The 18473-nt window shown below is 71.8% G+C and carries 10 protein-coding genes; 7 read left to right on the forward strand and 3 right to left on the reverse strand.

All coding sequences use genetic code 11. The features are described from left to right. The first annotated feature begins 8 nt into the window (after positions 1 to 8). From ACN27D_RS31035 to ACN27D_RS31055, 5 genes are all read left to right on the forward strand, one after another. Complete coding sequence (locus tag ACN27D_RS31035) at positions 9 to 968, forward strand: carbohydrate ABC transporter permease (RefSeq protein WP_120570048.1); 960 nt, start codon at positions 9 to 11, stop codon at positions 966 to 968. A gap of 3 nt (positions 969 to 971) precedes the next feature. Then, on the forward strand, positions 972 to 1859 hold the full coding sequence (locus ACN27D_RS31040; RefSeq protein WP_120570047.1) for a carbohydrate ABC transporter permease: 888 nt from the start codon (positions 972 to 974) through the stop codon (positions 1857 to 1859). Between the two features lie 77 nt (positions 1860 to 1936). Then, complete coding sequence (locus tag ACN27D_RS31045) at positions 1937 to 3562, forward strand: glycoside hydrolase family 13 protein (protein ID WP_421500681.1); 1626 nt, start codon at positions 1937 to 1939, stop codon at positions 3560 to 3562. 113 nt (positions 3563 to 3675) lie between these two features. Next, positions 3676 to 6555, forward strand: coding sequence for a discoidin domain-containing protein (locus tag ACN27D_RS31050; protein WP_421500682.1), 2880 nt, complete (start codon positions 3676 to 3678; stop codon positions 6553 to 6555). 98 nt (positions 6556 to 6653) lie between these two features. Continuing rightward, on the forward strand, positions 6654 to 10940 hold the full coding sequence (locus ACN27D_RS31055; RefSeq protein WP_421500683.1) for a discoidin domain-containing protein: 4287 nt from the start codon (positions 6654 to 6656) through the stop codon (positions 10938 to 10940). A gap of 259 nt (positions 10941 to 11199) precedes the next feature. Here ACN27D_RS31055 and ACN27D_RS31060 read toward each other — a convergent pair whose 3' ends face one another. Continuing rightward, positions 11200 to 12591, reverse strand: coding sequence for a PLP-dependent aminotransferase family protein (locus tag ACN27D_RS31060; RefSeq protein WP_421500684.1), 1392 nt, complete (start codon positions 12589 to 12591; stop codon positions 11200 to 11202). A 40-nt stretch (positions 12592 to 12631) separates the two neighbouring features. On the opposite strand from ACN27D_RS31060, the gene ACN27D_RS31065 reads away from it, so the two are divergent. After that, positions 12632 to 13627, forward strand: a complete 996-nt coding sequence (locus ACN27D_RS31065) for a DMT family transporter (RefSeq protein ID WP_357895567.1) — start codon at positions 12632 to 12634, stop codon at positions 13625 to 13627. Here the strand turns inward: ACN27D_RS31065 and ACN27D_RS31070 are convergent. Beyond that, positions 13565 to 14779: a hypothetical protein gene (locus ACN27D_RS31070; protein WP_421500685.1), complete on the reverse strand. Its 1215-nt coding sequence runs from the start codon at positions 14777 to 14779 to the stop codon at positions 13565 to 13567. The genes ACN27D_RS31065 and ACN27D_RS31070 overlap by 63 nt on opposite strands. 332 nt (positions 14780 to 15111) lie before the next feature. Between ACN27D_RS31070 and ACN27D_RS31075 the strand changes: the two genes are divergently transcribed. Continuing rightward, on the forward strand, positions 15112 to 16677 hold the full coding sequence (locus ACN27D_RS31075) for a pectate lyase family protein (protein ID WP_030275171.1): 1566 nt from the start codon (positions 15112 to 15114) through the stop codon (positions 16675 to 16677). Between the two features lie 60 nt (positions 16678 to 16737). On the opposite strand, the gene ACN27D_RS31080 is transcribed toward ACN27D_RS31075, so the two are convergent. Then, positions 16738 to 18471: a cellulose binding domain-containing protein gene (locus ACN27D_RS31080; RefSeq protein ID WP_421500686.1), complete on the reverse strand. Its 1734-nt coding sequence runs from the start codon at positions 18469 to 18471 to the stop codon at positions 16738 to 16740. Positions 18472 to 18473: the final 2 nt, after the last annotated feature.

The following is an 18473-nucleotide window of genomic DNA, read 5'->3' on the forward strand; positions in this document are numbered from 1 at the left end:
GAGTCGCCTTGGCGCTCACCACCGCCCCCGGCGCCACCCGCCGTACCGGTCCCGTCGCGCCGCCGCCGTCGCGTACCGCCGGACGCCGCGCCGGTCTCGGCCGCAAGGTCCGGGACAACCTCACCGGGCACACCTTCCTCATCGGCGCGGTCGCGTGCTTCGCCGTCTTCTCCTGGTACCCGATGGTCCGCGGCGTCGTGATGAGCTTCCAGCGCACCCGCCGGGGCGAGACCACCTGGGTGGGCTGGGACAACTACAGCCGGATCATCGCCGATCCGAGCTTCTGGACCGCCTGGAAGAACACGTTCGTCTTCACCGGCCTGGCGCTGGTGCTCGGCTACCTGGTGCCGTTCTTCGTGGCGATCCTGCTCAACGAGCTGCGCCACGCCAAGGGCTACCTGCGGGTGCTGGTCTACCTGCCGGTGATGCTGCCGCCGGCGTCCGCGCTGTTCCTGTTCAAGTTCTACGCGTACGACCCGAGCGAGGCGGGACTGTTCAACGCGATCCTCACCGCGCTGGGACTGCCCACGTCGGAGTGGATGCAGTCGCCCACGATGACGATGCCGGCCATGGTGATCGCGTCGACCTGGATGAACATGGGCGGCGCGGTGCTGATCTACCTGGCCGCGTTGCAGAACATCCCCGGCGAGCTGTATGAGGCCGCCGAGATCGACGGCGCCGGGCTGTGGCGGCGCATCCTGCACGTCACGGTGCCGCAGACCCGGCTGATCCTGGCGCTGCTGGCGATGCTCCAGATCGTCGCCACCATGCAGCTGTTCATCGAGCCGCTGATCCTCGCCAACGGCGCCGGTACGCAGGACTCGGCGACCTCCGTGGCGTACCTGATCTACCAGCACGGGTTCTTCCAGAACGACCTCAACGGCGCCGCCGCGCTCGGCGTGATCATGCTGGTGGTGCTGGCCGGGTTCTCCGCCGTCTACCTGCGACTGACCGCGAGACAGGACTAGGACATGGCCGCCGACCTCACCACCCGCACCCTCGTCTCCCACGCCCAGCTGCGGCGCGGTCGTGGCCGCGTCCTCTACTGGATCGTGCTGTCCGTGGTCGTGGCCGGGTTCACGCTGGTGTTCCTCGGCCCGCTGTACTGGATGGTCACCGGCGCGCTGAAGTCCGGCCAGGAGATCGCCCAGACACCACCGACGCTGTTCCCGCAGGACCCGCAGCCGGGCAACTACGTCGACGCCTGGACCAACCTCGACCTGGCGAAACTGCTGTTCAACACGTTCTACTACGCCACCGGGGCGGTGCTGTTCCAGCTCGTCCTCGACACCGCCGCCGCGTACGCGCTGTCGAAGCTGCGCCCGGTGCTGGGCAAGCTGATCCTCGGCATGATGCTGGCGACGCTGATGATCCCGGCGATGGTGCTGATCGTCCCGCAGTACGTGACGGTGATCGACCTGCCGATCGTGCACGTCAACCTGCTCGACTCGCCGTTCGCGATCTGGCTGCCGCTGGTGGCGAACGCGTTCAACATCTTCCTGCTGAAACGGTTCTTCGACTCCATCCCGGAGGACCTGATGGCCGCCGCCGTGATGGACGGCGCCTCCCCGCTGCGCACGCTCTGGTCCATCGTCCTGCCGATGTCGCGTCCGATCCTCGGCGTGGTGGCGATCTTCGCGGTGACGGCGGTCTGGAAGGACTTCCTCTGGCCGAAGCTGGTCATGCCGTCACCGGAGACGCGGACCGTCAGCGTCGGCATCTACGCCTTCGCCGGCGGCACGCCGATGAACGTGGTCATCGCCGCGTCGGTGATCGCCGCGATCCCCACAGTCGTGCTGTTCCTGATCTTCCAGCGCAACATCATGTCCGGCCTGACCACCGGCGGCCTCAAGGGCTGACCCCGCGCCACCGCCCGCATCCGGGCCGCGAGCCCGCCGCAGCAGAACCGACCCGCAGAAAGCAGGTGCCCGTGTCCATGGCCGACAACAGCTCGTGGTGGCGCTCCGCGGTGATCTACCAGGTCTACCCGCGCAGCTTCGCCGACGGCGACGGGGACGGGATCGGCGACGTCGCCGGCATCCGGTCCCGCCTGGATCACCTCGCCGCGCTCGGCGTCGACGCGATCTGGTTCAGCCCCTGGTACCCGTCGCCGATGGCCGACGCCGGCTACGACGTGTCCGACTACCGCGACATCGACCCGGTCTTCGGCACGCTCGCCGAGGTGGAGGCGCTGATCGCCGAGGCGCACGCGCTCGGCATCCGCAGCATCGTCGACGTGGTGCCCAACCACTGCTCCGACGCGCACCCGTGGTTCCGGGCCGCGCTCGCCGGCGGGCCGGCCGCGCCCGAGCGGGAGCTGTTCTGGTTCCGCGCCGGGCGGGGACCGGGGGGTGACCTGCCGCCCACCGACTGGACCGGCGAGTTCGGCGGACCGACCTGGACCCGCACCACCGACCCGGACGGCACGCCCGGCGACTGGTACCTGCACCTGTTCGCCCCGCAGCAGCCCGACTTCAACTGGGACCACCCCCGGGTCCGCGCCGAGTTCGAGGACATCCTGCGCTTCTGGTTCGAGCGGGGCGTGGACGGCATCCGCATCGACTCGGCCGGTCTGCTCGTCAAGGACGGCACGCTGCCCGAGGTCCACCCCGACCGGCCGCACCCGTTCCGCGACCAGGACGGCGTGCACGACGTCTACCGCGCGTGGCGGCGCATCGCCGACTCGTACCCGGGCGGACGCGCGCTGGTCGGCGAGGTGTGGCTGCCCGACCGGCAGCGGTTCGCGAACTACCTGCGCCCGGACGAGCTGCACACCGCGTTCAACTTCGACTTCCTCGGCTGCGCCTGGGACGCCACAGCGCTGCGGGAGAGCATCGACGGCACGCTCGCCGCCCACGCCCCGGTCGGCGCACCGGCCACCTGGGTGCTGTCCAACCACGACGTCACCCGCCACGTCACCCGGTACGGCCGCGCCGACACCCGGTTCAGCTTCGCCGCCAAGCGCGAGGGCATCCCCACCGACCTGGAACTGGGCACCCGCCGGGCCCGCGCCGCCGCGCTGCTGTCGCTCGCGCTGCCCGGCGCCGCCTACGTCTACCAGGGCGAGGAGCTGGGCCTCTGGGAGGTCGAGGACATCCCGTACGAGCTGCGGCAGGACCCGATGTGGGAGCGGTCCGGGCGGGTCGACCCGGGCCGCGACGGCTGCCGGGTGCCGCTGCCCTGGCAGGGCGACACCCCGCCGTTCGGGTTCAGCCCCGACGGCGCGACCGCCGTGCCGTGGCTGCCGCAACCGGCCGACTGGAAGGACCGCACGGTCCGCGCCCAGGCCGGCGATCCGCACTCGATGCTGGAGCTGTACCGGGCCGCGCTCACGCTGCGCCGCGCCGAACCCGCGCTCGGCGACGGCACGCTCACCTGGCTGCCCGCACCGCACGGCGTGCTCGCGTTCGCCCGCGAACCCGGGTTCACCTGCCTGGTCAACCTCGGCGGCGCAGCCGTGCCGCTGCCCGCGCACGACCGGCTGCTGCTCGCCAGCGGCCCACTCGACGACGACCGGCTGCCACCGGACACCGCGGTCTGGCTGCGTACCCGGTCGGCCTGACCGCGGCGCAGGCGGCCCGTCCCGGCCGCCGCCACGCCGCCACCTGGGGAGGAGGAAGGAGAGGCAACGCCGCACGGGGGATCTGGCCACCGACGAAAGGGAGCACACCCCGCATGGCCGAGCACCGCACCGCGCACCGCCACCGCAGCACCGGCGTGGCCGCCCTCGCCGCCGCCGCGCTCGCCGCCTCGACACTCGTCGTCGTGGCGCTCACCACGACCGCCACCCCGGCGCACGCCGCCGGACTGTCCCCGTTCGACATCACCGGACGCGGCGCCACAGTGCCGTTCCGGGAGCAGGAGGCCGAACAGGCCGCCCACACCGGCACGAGGATCGGCCCCGACCGGCGCTACGGCACGCTGCCGTCCGAGGCGTCCGGCCGGGAGGCGGTCACGCTCGACGCCGTCGGCGAGTACGTCGAGTTCACGCTCACCGCCCCGGCGAACGCGGTCACGTTCCGGTACAGCCTGCCGGACAACGCCGCCGGCACCGGCCGCGACGCCACCATCGACCTGCGCGCCAACGGCACGCTGGTCAAGGCCGTGCCGGTCACCTCCCGGTACGGCTGGTACTACGGCGGCTACCCGTTCAACAACAACCCGGGCGACACCAACCCGCACCACTTCTACGACGAGACCCGCACCATGTTCGGCACCACCTACCCGTCCGGCACGAAGATCCGCCTCCAGGTCTCCTCGACCGCCCAGTCGCCCACGTTCACCATCGACCTGGCCGACTTCGAGCTGGTCGGGGCGCAGATCACCAAGCCGTCCGGCGTACTGGACGTGGTGACCGACTTCGGTGCCGACCCGACCGGCGCCACCGACTCGACGGCGAAGTTCCAGGCCGCCGTGGACGCCGGAAAGGCGCAGGGCCGGGCGGTGTGGATCCCGGCCGGCACGTTCACGCTCTGGGACCACGTGGTGGTCGACGGCGTGACGCTGCGCGGCGCCGGCCCCTGGTACTCGGTGCTCGGCGGCCGGCACCCCACCGACCGCAAGCGCGCCGCCGGCATCTACGGCAAGTACGTGCCGGGCGGCGGCTACTCCGGCGAGATCCGCCCGCACGAGGCCGGCGGACCCAGCCGCAACGTCACGCTGCGGGACTTCGCCGTCATCGGCGACATCCGGGAACGCGTCGACGAGGACCAGGTCAACGCCATCGGCGGCGCGATGACGAACTCGGTGGTGGACAACCTGTGGTTGCAGCACACCAAGGTCGGCGCCTGGATGGACGGTCCGATGGACAACTTCACCATCCGCAACAGCCGCATCCTCGACCAGACCGCCGACGGGGTGAACTTCCACTGGGGCGTCACCAACTCCACTGTGACCAACACGTTCGTCCGCAACACCGGTGACGACGCGCTGGCCATGTGGGCGCAGAGCGTGCCCAACGTCGGCAACTCCTTCACCCGCAACACCATCGGCGTGACGATCCTGGCCAACCACCTGGTCACGTACGGCGGGCGTGACATCACCATCGCCGACAACGTCACCGCCGACTCGGTCACCAACGGCGGCGGCATCCACGTGGCGAACCGCTATCCGGGCGTCACCGGGCCGACAGCGGTGGCCGGGACCATCACGGTGGCCCGCAACACGCTGATCCGCAACGGCAACTCCGACTACAACTGGCAGTTCGGCGTGGGCGCGATCTGGTTCTCCGCACTGAACGAACCGATCCAGGGCGCCACGATCGCCGTCACCGACACCGACATCCTGGACAGCTCGTACGCGGCGCTGCACTGGATCGAGGGCCAGACCAGCGGCATCTCGTTCGACAACGTGCGCATCGACGGCGCGGGCACGTACGCGCTCCAGGTGCAGGCGCCCAGCCAGGTCCGGTTCACAAACGTCCGGGCCACCGGCATCGCCCAGTCCAACCCGATCCACAACTGCGTCGGCAGCGGTTTCCAGATCACCCAGGGCACCGGCAACTCGGGCTGGTACACGCCCACCCCGTACTGCGGGCCGTGGCCGCAGCCGCAGTGGGGCAACGGCCCGTCCAGCCCGCCGCCCACCAGCCCGGCGCCGACCACGGCAGCGCCGACGACGGCAGCGCCGACCACCGCGCCGCCGACCACGCCGCCGCCGGCCGGCGGGAACCTGGCCCTGGGCCGGCCGGCCACAGCCACCAGCACCACCCAGACGTACGCCGCCGGCAACGCCGTCGACGGCAACCCGGCCAGCTACTGGGAGAGCGCCAACAACGCGTTCCCGCAGTCGCTCACCGTCGACCTCGGCGCGTCCCGCACCGTCGACCGGGTGGTGCTCAAGCTCCCGCCCGGCTGGGAACGGCGTACCCAGACGCTGTCCGTGCTCGGCTCCACCGACGGCTCCTCGTACACCACGCTGACCGCGTCGGCGGGCCGCGTCTTCGACCCGGTCGCAGGCAACAGCGTGTCGATCGCGCTGCCGTCCGGCGACCGGCGGTTCGTCCGGGTCACGGTCACCGGCAACACCGGCTGGCCGGCGGGCCAGCTCGCCGAACTGGAGGTGTACGGCGGCGGCGCCACCACGCCGACCACGCCGCCGCCCGCCACGACCCCGCCGCCCACCACCGCGCCGCCGGCCGGCAACCTCGCGGCGGGCCGTCCGGTTGCCGAGACCAGCCACGCCGACGTGTACGGCGCCGCCAACACCGTCGACGGCAACGCGAACACCTACTGGGAGAGCGCCAACAACGCCTTCCCCCAGTCGGTGACAGTCGACCTGGGCAGCGCCCGGCCGGTCGCCCGGGTGGTGCTGAAGCTGCCCCCCTCGGCAGCCTGGCAGACCCGCACCCAGACCGTGTCCGTGCTCGGCTCCACCGACGGCTCGTCGTTCTCGACGCTCAAGGCGGCGGCGGGCTACACGTTCGACCCGGCGGGCGGCAACAGCGTGTCGATCGCGCTGCCCGCCGGTGACCGCCGCTTCGTACGGCTGACCTTCACCGGCAACACCGGCTGGCCGGCCGGCCAGCTGTCCGAGTTCGAGGTGTACGCCTCCTGACCCGGCGCGGCGGGGGCCGCCCCGGTCCCCGCCGCGCCACCGCACCCCCACCCCCGAACGCCTCTCCACCTCCCCCGGGAAGAAGGTGTCCGTCCACCATGTCCAGACTCCGTACCGGAATCGTCGCGGTGCTCGCCGCGGTCGGCCTGGTCGTCACCGCGGCCCCGGCCCCACCGGCCCTCGCCGCCGGTGGCCCGAACCTCGCCGCCGGGCGCACCGCCACCGCCAGCAGCGTCAACGGCCCCTACGTCGCGGCCAACCTGACCGACGGCAACCAGGGCAGCTACTGGGAGAGCAGCGGCGCGCTGCCCCAGTGGGCGCAGGTCGACCTCGGCACCAGCCGCGCCGTGGACCAGGTCGTGCTGAAGCTCCCGGCCGCCTGGGAGTCGCGCAACCAGACGCTGTCCGTGCAGGCAAGCGCCGACGGCAGCGGCTTCACCACTGTCGTCGCGTCCGCCGCCCGGACGTTCAGCCCGGCCGCCGCCAACACCGTGACGCTCGGCTTCACCGCCACGAACGCCCGCTACCTGCGGGTCGTGATCACCGCGAACACCGGCTGGACCGCCGCCCAGCTCGCCGAGCTGGAGGTGTACGGCGCGGCCACCTCCTCGACCAACCTGGCGCTCGGCCGGACCATGACCGAGAGCGGCCACGCCGACGTGTACGGCGCCGCGAACGCCAACGACGGCAACGCGGCCACCTACTGGGAGAGCCCGAACAACGCGTTCCCGCAGTGGGTCCAGGCCGACCTGGGCTCCGCCACCAGCGTCAACCGGCTCGTGCTGCGGCTGCCGTCCGGCTGGGGCGCCCGCACCCAGACGCTGACCGTGCAGGGCAGCACGAACGGCTCCACGTTCGGCACGCTCGTCGCCTCCGCGTCGTACGCGTTCGACCCGGGCGGCGGCAACACGGTGACTGTCACGGTGCCCACCGCGTCCACCCGCTACCTGCGGCTGCTGTTCACCGCGAACAGCGCCTGGCCCGCCGGGCAGCTCGCCGAGCTGGAGATCTACGGCCCGGTCACCGGCGACACCCAGGCGCCGAGCGCGCCGGGCAACCTCGCGTTCACCGAGCCCGCCACCGACCAGGTGCGGCTGACCTGGACCGCGTCGACCGACAACGTGGGCGTCACCGGCTACGACGTGTACGCCAACGGTGTGCTGCGCACCAGCGTCGGCGGCACCACGCTCACGTACACCGACACCCAGCCGGCCGGGACCACCGTCTCCTACTACGTGCGGGCCCGCGACGCGGCCGGGAACGTGTCGGCGAACAGCAACACGGTCACCCGGACCGGCAACACCGGCGACACCGTCGCGCCCACCGCGCCCGGCAACCTGGCCTACACCCAGCCGGGGAGCGGGCAGATCCGGCTGACCTGGACCGCGTCGACCGACAACGTGGGCGTCACCGGCTACGAGGTGTACGCCAACGGCACGCTGCGCACCACAGTGAGCGGGTCCACGCTCACGTACACCGACAGCCAGCCGGACAGCGCCACCGTCTCGTACCACGTCCGGGCCCGCGACGCCGCCGGGAACGTGTCCGCGAACAGCAACACGGTCACCCGCACCGGCAGCACGTCCGGTGGCACCAACCTGGCGGTCGGCAAGCCCGCCACCGCGTCGTCGATGGTGCACGTGTTCGCCGCCGCCAACGCCGTCGACAACGACGTCTCCACGTACTGGGAGGGCGCGCCCGGCGCGTACCCGAGCACGTTGACGGTCGCGCTCGGCGCCAACGCGAGCATCAGCGCGGTCGTGGTGAAGCTCAACCCGGATCCGGCGTGGGGCGCGCGCACCCAGACGTTCCAGGTGCTCGGCCGGGAACAGTCCGCGTCCGGGTTCACCAGCCTGGCCGGCTCCGCCACGTACTCCTTCAACCCGAACAGCGCCAACACGGTGACCGTCCCGGTCTCCGCGACCGCCGCCGACGTGCGGCTCCAGTTCACCGCGAACTCCGGCTCCTCCAACGGGCAGGTCGCCGAACTCCAGGTCATCGGCGTCCCGGCGCCGAACCCGGACCTCACCGTCACCGCCGTCACCGCGTCGCCGTCCGCGCCGGTGGAGACCGACGCGATCACGCTGTCCGCCACCGTGCGCAACGCCGGCACCGCGGCCTCCGCCGCCACCGCCGTCACCCTCTACCTGGGTACGACGAAGGTCGGCACCGCCGCCGTCGGCGCGCTCGCCGCAGGCGCGTCGAGCACCGTCTCGGCCAACATCGGCGTACGCGACGCCGGCAGCTACCAGCTCACCGCGAAGGTCGACGAGTCGAACGCGGTGATCGAGCAGAACGAGGCGAACAACTCCTACACCAGCCCGACCGCGCTGACCGTCAGCCCGGTCGCCAGCTCCGACCTGGTCGCCTCCGCCGTCACCTGGTCACCCGGCACGCCGAGTGCCGGCGCCACCGTCTCCTTCGCGGTGACGCTGCGCAACCAGGGCACCATCGCGTCGGCCAGCGGCGCGCACGGCATCACGCTGACGGTGCGCGACCAGTCCGGCGCGGTGGTGCGCACGCTCACCGGCTCGTACAGCGGCACGATCGCCGCCGGGGCCACGGCCGGCCCGGTGTCGCTGGGCACCTGGACCGCCGCCAACGGCCGGTACACGGTGCGGGTGGTGCTCGCCGACGACGCCAACGAGCTGCCGGTGAAGCGGCAGAACAACACCAGCGACCGGTCGCTGTTCGTCGGCCGCGGCGCGAACCTGCCGTACGACGCCTACGAGGCCGAGGACGGCACGACCGGCGGCGGCGCGCAGGTGATCGGCCCGAACCGCACCATCGGGGACCTCGCCGGGGAGGCGTCCGGCCGCCGCGCGGTCACGCTCAACACCACCGGCGCGTACGTCGAGTGGACCACCCGATCGGCGGCCAACGCCCTGGTGGCCCGCTACTCCATCCCGGACGCGCCGGGCGGCGGCGGGATCGACTCGACGATCAACGTCTACGTCAACGGTGTGCTGCACAAGCCGATGAGCCTCACCTCCAAGCACATCTGGCTCTACGGCGCCGAGGCCGGGCCGAGCGACTCGCCGAGCGCCGGCGCGCCCCGGCACCTGTACGACGAGGCGAACGTGCTGCTCGACACCACGGTCCCGGCTGGTAGCCGGATCCGGCTCCAGAAGGACCCGGCGAACACCACCACGTACGCGATCGACTTCGTCGACACCGAACTGGTGTCGCCGCGCGCCAACCCCGACCCGGCCCGCTACAGGGTGCCGACCGGGTTCAGCCACGCCGACGTGCAGAACGCGCTCGACGCGGTACGGATGGACACCACCGGCACCCTGGTCGGCGTCTACCTGCCCGCCGGCACGTACGAGACGGCGCAGAAGTTCCAGGTGTACGGCAAGGCGGTGAAGGTCGTCGGCGCCGGCATGTGGTACACCCGCTTCCAGACGCCGCGCAACCAGCAGAACACCGACGCCGGTTTCCGGGTCGAGTCCTCGGCCAGCGGCTCCACGTTCGCCCACCTGGCGTTCTTCGGCAACTACACCAACCGGATCGACGGTCCCGGCAAGGTGTGGGGCGAACTGAAGGACGTGGACGACCTGACGCTGGACAGCGTCTGGGTGGAGCACACCGTCTGCGCGTACTGGGGGGTGAGCGTGGACGGGCTGACCATCCGGGACAGCCGGTTCCGCAACACCTTCGCCGACGCGGTGAACATGACCAACGGCAGTACGAACAACCTGGTCACCAACTCGGAGGGCCGCTCCAACGGCGACGACGCGTTCGCGCTGTTCTCCGCCACCGACCAGGGCGGCTCCGGCGGCAACCACGGCAACGTGTTCGAGAACCTGACCGCGACGCTGACCTGGCGGGCGGCCGGGCTCGCGGTGTACGGCGGCTACGACAACGTGTTCCGTAACCTCTACATCGCCGACCAGCTCACGTACTCGGGCATCACGATCAGCTCGCTGGACTTCGGCTACCCGTTCGTCGGGTTCGGCGCCAGCCCGCCCACCCGGTTCGAGAACATCTCGCTGATCCGCTCCGGCGGGCACTTCTGGGGCGCGCAGACGTTCCCGGCGATGTGGTTGTTCTCGGCGTCGAGGGAGTTCCGGGGCATCCGGGTGACCGACGTGGACATCGTCGATCCAACGTACTCGGGGATCATGTTCCAGACCAAGTACAACGGCAGCCAGCCGGAGAACCCGATCACCGACACGGTGCTGACGAACGTGTCGATCTCCGGTGCCAGGCGCAGCGGTGACGCGTTCGACGCGAAGTCCGGCTTCGGCATCTGGGTCAACGAGATGCCCGAGGCCGGTCAGGGCCCCGCGGTCGGCGCGGCGACGTTCACCAACCTCCGCCTGACCGACAACGCCCAGGACATCAAGAACACCACAACAACCTTCACCATCACCCGCAACTGACCCCCGCCCCCGCCCTCGCCCCCGCCCTCGCCCCGCCGCTCCGCTCCGCCCGCGATCTTGCACTTTCCGCCCCCGTGGTGCCGGATTACTCCCGCTATGCGGGGCACCAAACTGCAAGATCGCGGGCGTGGGGCGGGGTGGGCGGGGGTGTGGCGGAGGGGGGCGTCGATCTTGGAGTTGTGGCACCGTCGATAGTGGGGCGAAGCCGACATCCTGGGCGCCGCAAGTCCAAGATCGATGGCGGTGTCCGTCGCCGCGGTCAGTGGGGGAGGGTGGTGGACAGGCGGCGGATCGCCTCGTCCATCTGCTCGGGTGGGGCGGCGGCGTAAGTGAGGCGCAGGTGCGGGGCGGGGGGTTCGGCGGCGTACCAGGGGCGGCCGGGGAAGACGGTCACCCCCGCTGCCGCGGCCGCAGTGGTCACAGCTACGTCGTCCGTGTCGTCGGGCAGCCGTACCCACAGGTGCAGGCCACCGCGCGGGACGGCGCGCGGGGCCAGCGACGGCAGGTGCCGGTCCAGCGCGGCGAGCAGCGCCTCCCGGCGGGCCCGCAACTGTACGCGCAGCGTGCGGCGGTGCCGGTCCCAGGCCGGCGCGGTGAGGAACTCCACGGCGGCCTGTTGCAGCGGCCCGGCGACGAAGAGGTCGTCGAGCAGGCGGGCGGCGCGTAGCCGCGCCCCGGCCGGTCCGCGCGCGCCGATCGCGGCGATCCGCAGACCGGGCGCTGTGGACTTGGTCAGCGAGCGCAGGTAGACCACATGCCCGTCCGGGTCGTCGGCGGCCAGCGGAGGCGGGGCCTCGCCGTCGATGGTGAGGTCGCGGGCGTAGTCGTCCTCGACCAGGAACGCCCCGGCCTCGCGGACCGCGTCGGCGACCTGGGCGCGCCGGGCGGGGGAGAGCGTCGCGCCGTGCGGGTTGGCGTACAGCGGCTGGCAGTAGAACAGGCGGGCGCCGGTGCGGGCGAACGCGGCGGCGAGCTGGTCGGGGCTTACCCCGTCGGTGTCGGCGGGGACGGGCACCACCCGCAGCCCGGCGGCGCGCGCGGCGGCGAGCGCGCCCAGGTAGGTGGGGGACTCGACCAGCACCGTGTCGCCGGGTGTGGTGAGCGCCCGCAGCGTCGAGGAGAGGGCCGCCTGGCCGCCCGGGCAGATCACCATGTCCTCGGCGCGCAGGCCGCCGCCTGCCTCGCGGGCGAACCAGGCGCGCAGGTCGAGGCGCCCCTCGATCGGGCCGCGCTGCCAGGCGGCGGGCTGCCGGGCCGCGCGGGCGAGCGCCGCACCGAGCGCGGTAGCCGGCTGGAGGTCCGGGTCCAGATAGCCGCCGGTCAGCGGGATCGCGCCCGACGGCGGTAACGCCAGCAGCGACTGCATCTCCTCCTCACCGCCCCGCCGCGAGCCCAGTGCGACGGTCTGCCACGACAGGTCCGCCCGCGGCGGGTCGGCGCGCCGGGTGGCCACGTACGCGCCGCGACCCGGCCGGGTCTCCACCAGCCCGTCCGCGACGAGCCGCCGGGTCGCCTCGGCGACTGTCACGGGGGAGACGTGATGGTGGGCGGTCAGCTCCCGTACCGACGGCAGCCGCGTGCCGGGAGTGGCGTCAGCGGCCAGCGCACCCAGATGCCGGACCACACGGTCGATAGCGCTACCATCGTTCATGACGGCACAGAGTAGCGCTACTGCGCGCACGACGGTAACGGTGAGACCGGGCGCCGGGATCGCCCTCGGCGCGCTGGGTGTGCTGGCCTTCAGCATGTCGCTGCCGGCCACCCGCGTCGCGGTGCACACACTCGACCCGTGGTTCGTCGCGTTCGGACGGGCGGTCGGCGCGGCGCTGCTCGCGTGGGGCTACCTGCGGCTGACCGGCGCGCCGCGCCCCACCCGGGACCAGTGGCGACGGCTGTCGATCGTCGCGCTCGGCGTCGTGGTCGGCTTCCCGCTGTTCACCTCGCTGGCGCTCACCACGCAGACGTCCGCGCACGGCGCGGTGGTCGTCACGGTGCTGCCCGCCATGACCGCCGTGTTCGCGGTGTTGCGGGCCGGCGAACGGCCGCCGCCGCTGTTCTGGATCGCCAGCGCCGCCGGTCTGGCGCTGGTGCTCGCCTTCCTCGCCGCCGGCGGCTCGATACGCGGCGCGCTGTCCGCGGCCGACGTGTTCCTGCTCGCCGCCGTGGTGCTCTGCGGCCTCGGGTACGCCGAGGGCGGCAGACTGGCCCGCGAACTCGGCGGTGCCCGCACGATCTGCTGGGCGTTGCTGCTGTCGCTCCCGGTCACCGTGCCGGTCACGGCGGTGGCCGCTCTCGTCCACCCTCCGCAGGGCGGCGTCGCCAACTGGGCCGGGTTCGGCTACCTCACAGTGGTGTCGATGTTCCTCGGCTTCTTCGCCTGGTACGCCGGGCTGGCCCGGGGCGGCATCGCCAAGGTCGGCCAGATCCAGCTCGTCCAGCCGGTGCTCACGCTGATCTGGTCGGCAGTGCTGCTCGGTGAGGCGGTCACGCCCGGCGCGCTGGTGGTGGCGGGCGCGGTGCTCGCCTGCGTCGTGCTCATCCAGCGCACCCGGGGCGGCGCCACACCGGCGCGCGCCCCGGGCGGGCCGTCCTCAGCGGACCGGCCCGCCCCGGGCGGGGCGTCCTCAGCAGGGCGCGATGGTGCCGGTCACGCCGGAGACGTACGCGTGGCTGATGAAGTGTCCTGACGCGAGGCGGTTCCACTGGGTGGTGGTGCGGTACGGGCCGCTCACCGACTGGCCGACGACCGAGCACTCGATCGGCACGTTGGCGTAGGTGGCCGCCAGGCCGACGACGGGGTTGCTCGTGCCGGGGCCGGAGCGGATGTTGAGCGGGCCGCTGCCGATCCGGCCCCGGGTGCCGGTGCCGGTCCAGAGATAGGCGACGTCGACCCAGGCGTTGTCGGTCAGCAGCAGACCGTCCCAGAACGTGCCGTCGGCGAGGTCGATGCCGGCCGGGCTGCCCACCGTGCGCCCGAACTGGTCCCGGCCGCCGTTGTAGCCGCTCTGGTACGCGGCCTGCGCCTCGGGCCGGCCCTGCGGCAGGTCCTTCCACATCTCCCGGGTGCTGCTGGGGTTCCAGTAGTCGTCCCTGGTGTTCCACGGTCCGATGTCCCAGACCGGCGCGTACTCGCAGCGGCTGCGGGTGGTGGTGCAGACCCGGACGGTGTAGTCGCCGGTGTTCTTCGGCGCGAGGCCGCGGGCCGACGGCAGCGCGACGAAGTGGTCCCGCGAGACGATCACGTGCCCGTTGGCGGTGGTGCCGCCGACCAGGCCCTCCCGGGTGGCGTACACCCGGTAGGTGAGGCCCGGGGTGGCGGCCGTGACGGCGGCGACCGAGTCGGCGACGAGCCGGACCCCGCGCACGGTGGGCGCGGCGGACGGCCGTTCGGCGGTGAGCGCCACCCGGATCTGCACGCGGGTGACGGGCTGGTCGAAGACGGCCTCGCCGGACACGGACCGCCACTCGGTCCACGCGCCCGACCGCCAGCCGCGCGCCGCCACCTCGACGGCGCCGCCCCGGCCGGTTGTCGCGGCGATCTCGGCCCGGACCCGGTTGGCCGGCACGGCGAGCGGGTGGGGTGCGGTGACGAGCATGCCCTCGGCCGCCTGCCGGCGCTGGGCGGCCGGTCGGCTAGCCGCGCCGGCGAGGCGCAGTCCGGCGCCGGACCAGCGGACGTTGACGTCGTCGGAGTCGACGACCGTGAGGTCGGCGTTCCACGTGTTGCCGGTGACAGCCGGTTCCGCCAGGGGTGCGGCGGGCGCCGGCGAGACGGCCAGGACGGCGGCGATCGCGCCGGCGACCACCGCCACCGGGCGGCTCGTACGGGGGTGGGGCATGGGCGCTCCTCGTGAGGGCATGAGGTAGACGAACTTCGATCTCTGGGTGACGTGCAGGCAACCATCGATCACGCACCCCGTCAAGACGCCGCCCCGCGCGCCCGGACGCCCCGAACAGTGCAAAAAACCTGCAAACGCCAGCTCTTGCCTTCCTGGAAAGCGCTTTCATACGATTGCGTTACATCGATGTTTCATGTGCGATCCGGGCATCGCAGATGAACGACATTCGCCGGCGACGCGCCTGATCGCGTCGCGGCTCCTCATTATTCCCATTCGGTGACTGCCGCTGCTCGGCGGCAATTCCCGCATGCTCGAAAAAGGAATGAGGCGACATGAGAAGACCAGTCGCGCTGCGACTCCACGCGGCACTGGCCACGGCGGTCGTGGGAATCGCCGTCGCCGTGGTGCTGCCGTCCCCGCAGGCGTCGGCGGCGGCCGGCAGCGCCACCGGCTACGCCACCCAGAACGGCGGCACCACCGGCGGCGCGGGCGGGCAGACCGTACGCGCCACCACCGGCACCGCCATCCACGCCGCGCTGTGCGGCCGGGCCAGCAGCAGCACCCCGATCATCATCGAGGTGACCGGGACCATCAACCACGGCAACACCAGCAAGGTCTCCGGATCGAGCTGCAACACCGCCGACGGCGTGATCGAGCTGAAGCAGATCAGCAACGTCACCATCATCGGCGTGGGCAGCGGCGCCGTCTTCGACCAGCTCGGCATCCACATCCGCGACTCCCGCAACATCATCATCCGCAACGTGACGGTGCGGAACGTCAAGAAGTCCGGCTCGCCCACCTCCAACGGCGGCGACGCGATCGGCATGGAGAGCAGCGTCCGCAACGTGTGGGTCGACCACGTCACGCTGGAGGCGTCCGGCGGGGAGTCCGAGGGCTACGACGGCCTGTTCGACATGAAGGACGACACCCAGTACGTGACGCTGTCGTACAGCATCCTGCGCAACTCCGGCCGCGGCGGCCTCATCGGGTCCAGCGAGAGCGACCGCGGCAACGGCTACATCACGTTCGAGCACAACCTGTACGAGAACATCGACTCCCGTACGCCGCTGCTGCGCGGCGGCATCGCCCACATGTTCAACAACCACTACAACGGGCTGCACGAGTCGGGCATCAACTCCCGGGCCGGCGCGCGGGCCAAGGTGGACAACAACTACTTCCGCAACTCCAAGGACGTGCTCGGCACGTTCTACACCAGCGAGCGCGGCACCTGGCAGGTCAGCGGCAACATCTTCGACAACGTGACCTGGTCCTCGCCCGGCAGCGACAACTACCCGGCGGGTCCGAACGTGACCTCGACGACCACCGTGAGCGTCCCGTACTCGTACCGGCTCGACGCGGCGAGCTGCGTGCCGGACATCGTGCGGCAGACCGCGGGCGCCAACACCGGCCTGCGGGTGTCCGACGGCAACTGCACGCCGCAGTCCCCGGCGCCGACCACGCCGGGGCCGACCACGCCCGCACCCACCACGCCGCCGCCCGGGACGACCACCCCGCCGCCGTCCGGCGGGACCAACCTGAGCCTCGTCTCCGGCGCCGGCGCGGACGGGTCCAGCAAGGCCGACGGCACCAGCTACGGCAACGTGCGCGACGGCAACCTGAGCACGTACTGGTCGCCGTCCGGGTCGACCGGCACCGTCTCGATCAAGTGGGGCTCGGCCACCACCGTGTCCCGCGTGGTCATCCGCGAGCCGTCGGGCACCTCGGGTTCGATCGGGTCGTGGCAGCTCGTCAACAACGACACCGGCGCGGTGCTCGCCTCCGGCAGCGGGGCCGGCCAGATCACGTTCGGCGCGACCTCGCTGAAGAAGATCAACTTCAAGATCAACAGCTCCGGCGGTACGCCGAGAGTCGGCGAGTTCGAGACGTACGCCAGTTAGCAGTCACACACGAGCGGGGGCGGCCGATCCGGCCGCCCCCGCCCTCGTGCGTGTCCCCGGTCAGAGGGTGAGCACGACCGTGGAGATGCTCCGCGCGCCGACGTTCACAGTCACCTGGTTGCCGTTCACGCCCACCGGCTGGCTCGCCGCGCTGGCGTTCTGCGACGTGGCCACGTACTCCGCCCGGCTGACGTTCTGCGGCGCCTGGATGACCGCGTTGTTCACCGCGCTGGTCGACCGGTTGAGGATCACCAGCGTGACCTTCCCGTCGCCGGAGTAGGCGGTCACCTCCAGCGGCGACGCCTTCGAGCTCTTGGTCAGGGCGACCCGCTGGTAGCCGGGCCGCACGTACTTCGCGTACTGCGAGAACGCGTACCCCCGCTTGAGCGGCGCGCCCGCCACGGTGCCGTACGCGGACTCGCCGTCACCGATGAACGAGTAGTAGCGCTTGCCGTACCACCAGACGTACGCGCTCCAGTTCGACTCCATCGACTTGTGCACGGTGCGCATGATGTCGTCGAGCGTCTCGTTCCAGACCGTGGCGTTGGCCGGGTTGCCCCAGATGTTGGAGCCGCTGCCGTCGGCCTCGTGCAGGTTCCACTCGGTCATCCACACCGGCTTGTTGTACTGCTGCGCCAGCGTGTACGGCTTCAGCCGGCCGGACGCCTCGGTGCCGTACAGGTGACCGCCGATGTAGCCGATGTTGTTGCGGGCCGCCGCGTCGTTGAGCGTCGGGTCGGTGTAGCCGTAGTTCAGGTTCACCGCCTCGGCGACCATCAGCTTGGTGTTCTGCACCTTGGCACCCTGCTCCCGCACGAAGGTCTGCAGCTCGGTGCCGCTCCAGTCCATCGAGTCGTAGTCCGGGTGCCAGTCCGGCTCGTTCTGCACGGACGTGACGTCGATCGTCACGCCCTGGTTGCGCATGTACTGGACGTAGCTGTTGAGGTGGCCGGCGTAGTCGTCGTAGTAGTCGGTGCGCAGCTTGCCGCCGTTGATCCGGCTGTTGTTCGTCTTCCAGGCCGCCGGGGCGGTCCACGGCGACGCCATGATCTTCACGTTCGACCCGTACGACTTCGCCGTGCGCAGCGCGCTGACCTGGGTGCCCCACTCGCCGGACACCGGCGAGATGCCGGTACGCACGATGGACAGGCCGAGCTGGTTGGGGCCGAGCCCGACGAGCGTCTGCGTCTCCGCCGTCGACCACGCGCCGCCCCAGATCGACACCGCGGCGCCGAACCCGTCGATGGTCTGGTAGCGGCTGGCGGTGTTGACGGTGATGTCCGCCGCCCCGGTGGGCGGCGGGCTGCTGGGTGAGGTGGTCGGCGAACTCGTCGGCGACGTGGACGGCGACGTGGTCGGCGACGACGTCGGCGTCGTGCCGCCGGTGCAGGTCACCCCGTTGAGCGCGAAGCTGGTCGGTGCGGGGTTGCTGCTGGTCCAGGCACCGTTGAAGCCGAACGACGTGGTGCCGTTGGTGGGGATGGACCCGTTGTAGTCGACGTTGCGGGCGCTGACCGCCGCCCCGCTCTGCGTCACCGTGGCGTTCCACGCCTGGGTGACCGTCTGGCCGGCGGCGTAGGACCAGGTGAGCGTCCAGCCGTTGACCGGGTCACCGAGGTTGGTGACTGTGACGTTCGCGCCGAAGCCGCCCTGCCACTGCGACGACACGGCGTAGGTGACCGCGCAGCCGGCGGCCGCCGCCCCGGCCGGCAGCGCCGCGGCCATCGCCGTCGACGCCAGCAGGACGGCACCGGCCGACAACACCGCGGTACGGGTCGTCTGGTGTCTTCTCATCG

The sequence above is a fragment of the Micromonospora sp. WMMD1274 genome (genome assembly GCF_049179035.1).
Classification (GTDB): Bacteria; Actinomycetota; Actinomycetes; order Mycobacteriales; family Micromonosporaceae; genus Micromonospora; species Micromonospora tulbaghiae.

Bases quoted from the DNA above. Each gene is read 5' to 3' on its own strand.
- ACN27D_RS31040 (WP_120570047.1), top strand. From the start codon at position 972: ATGGCCGCCGACCTCACCACCCGCACCCTCGTCTCCCACGCCCAGCTG.
- ACN27D_RS31045 (WP_421500681.1), top strand. From the start codon at position 1,937: ATGGCCGACAACAGCTCGTGGTGGCGCTCCGCGGTGATCTACCAGGTC.
- ACN27D_RS31050 (WP_421500682.1), top strand. From the start codon at position 3,676: ATGGCCGAGCACCGCACCGCGCACCGCCACCGCAGCACCGGCGTGGCC.
- ACN27D_RS31055 (WP_421500683.1), top strand. From the start codon at position 6,654: ATGTCCAGACTCCGTACCGGAATCGTCGCGGTGCTCGCCGCGGTCGGC.
- ACN27D_RS31060 (WP_421500684.1), bottom strand. From the start codon at position 12,591: ATGAACGATGGTAGCGCTATCGACCGTGTGGTCCGGCATCTGGGTGCG.
- ACN27D_RS31070 (WP_421500685.1), bottom strand. From the start codon at position 14,779: ATGCCCCACCCCCGTACGAGCCGCCCGGTGGCGGTGGTCGCCGGCGCG.
- ACN27D_RS31075 (WP_030275171.1), top strand. From the start codon at position 15,112: ATGAGAAGACCAGTCGCGCTGCGACTCCACGCGGCACTGGCCACGGCG.
- ACN27D_RS31080 (WP_421500686.1), bottom strand. From the start codon at position 18,471: ATGAGAAGACACCAGACGACCCGTACCGCGGTGTTGTCGGCCGGTGCC.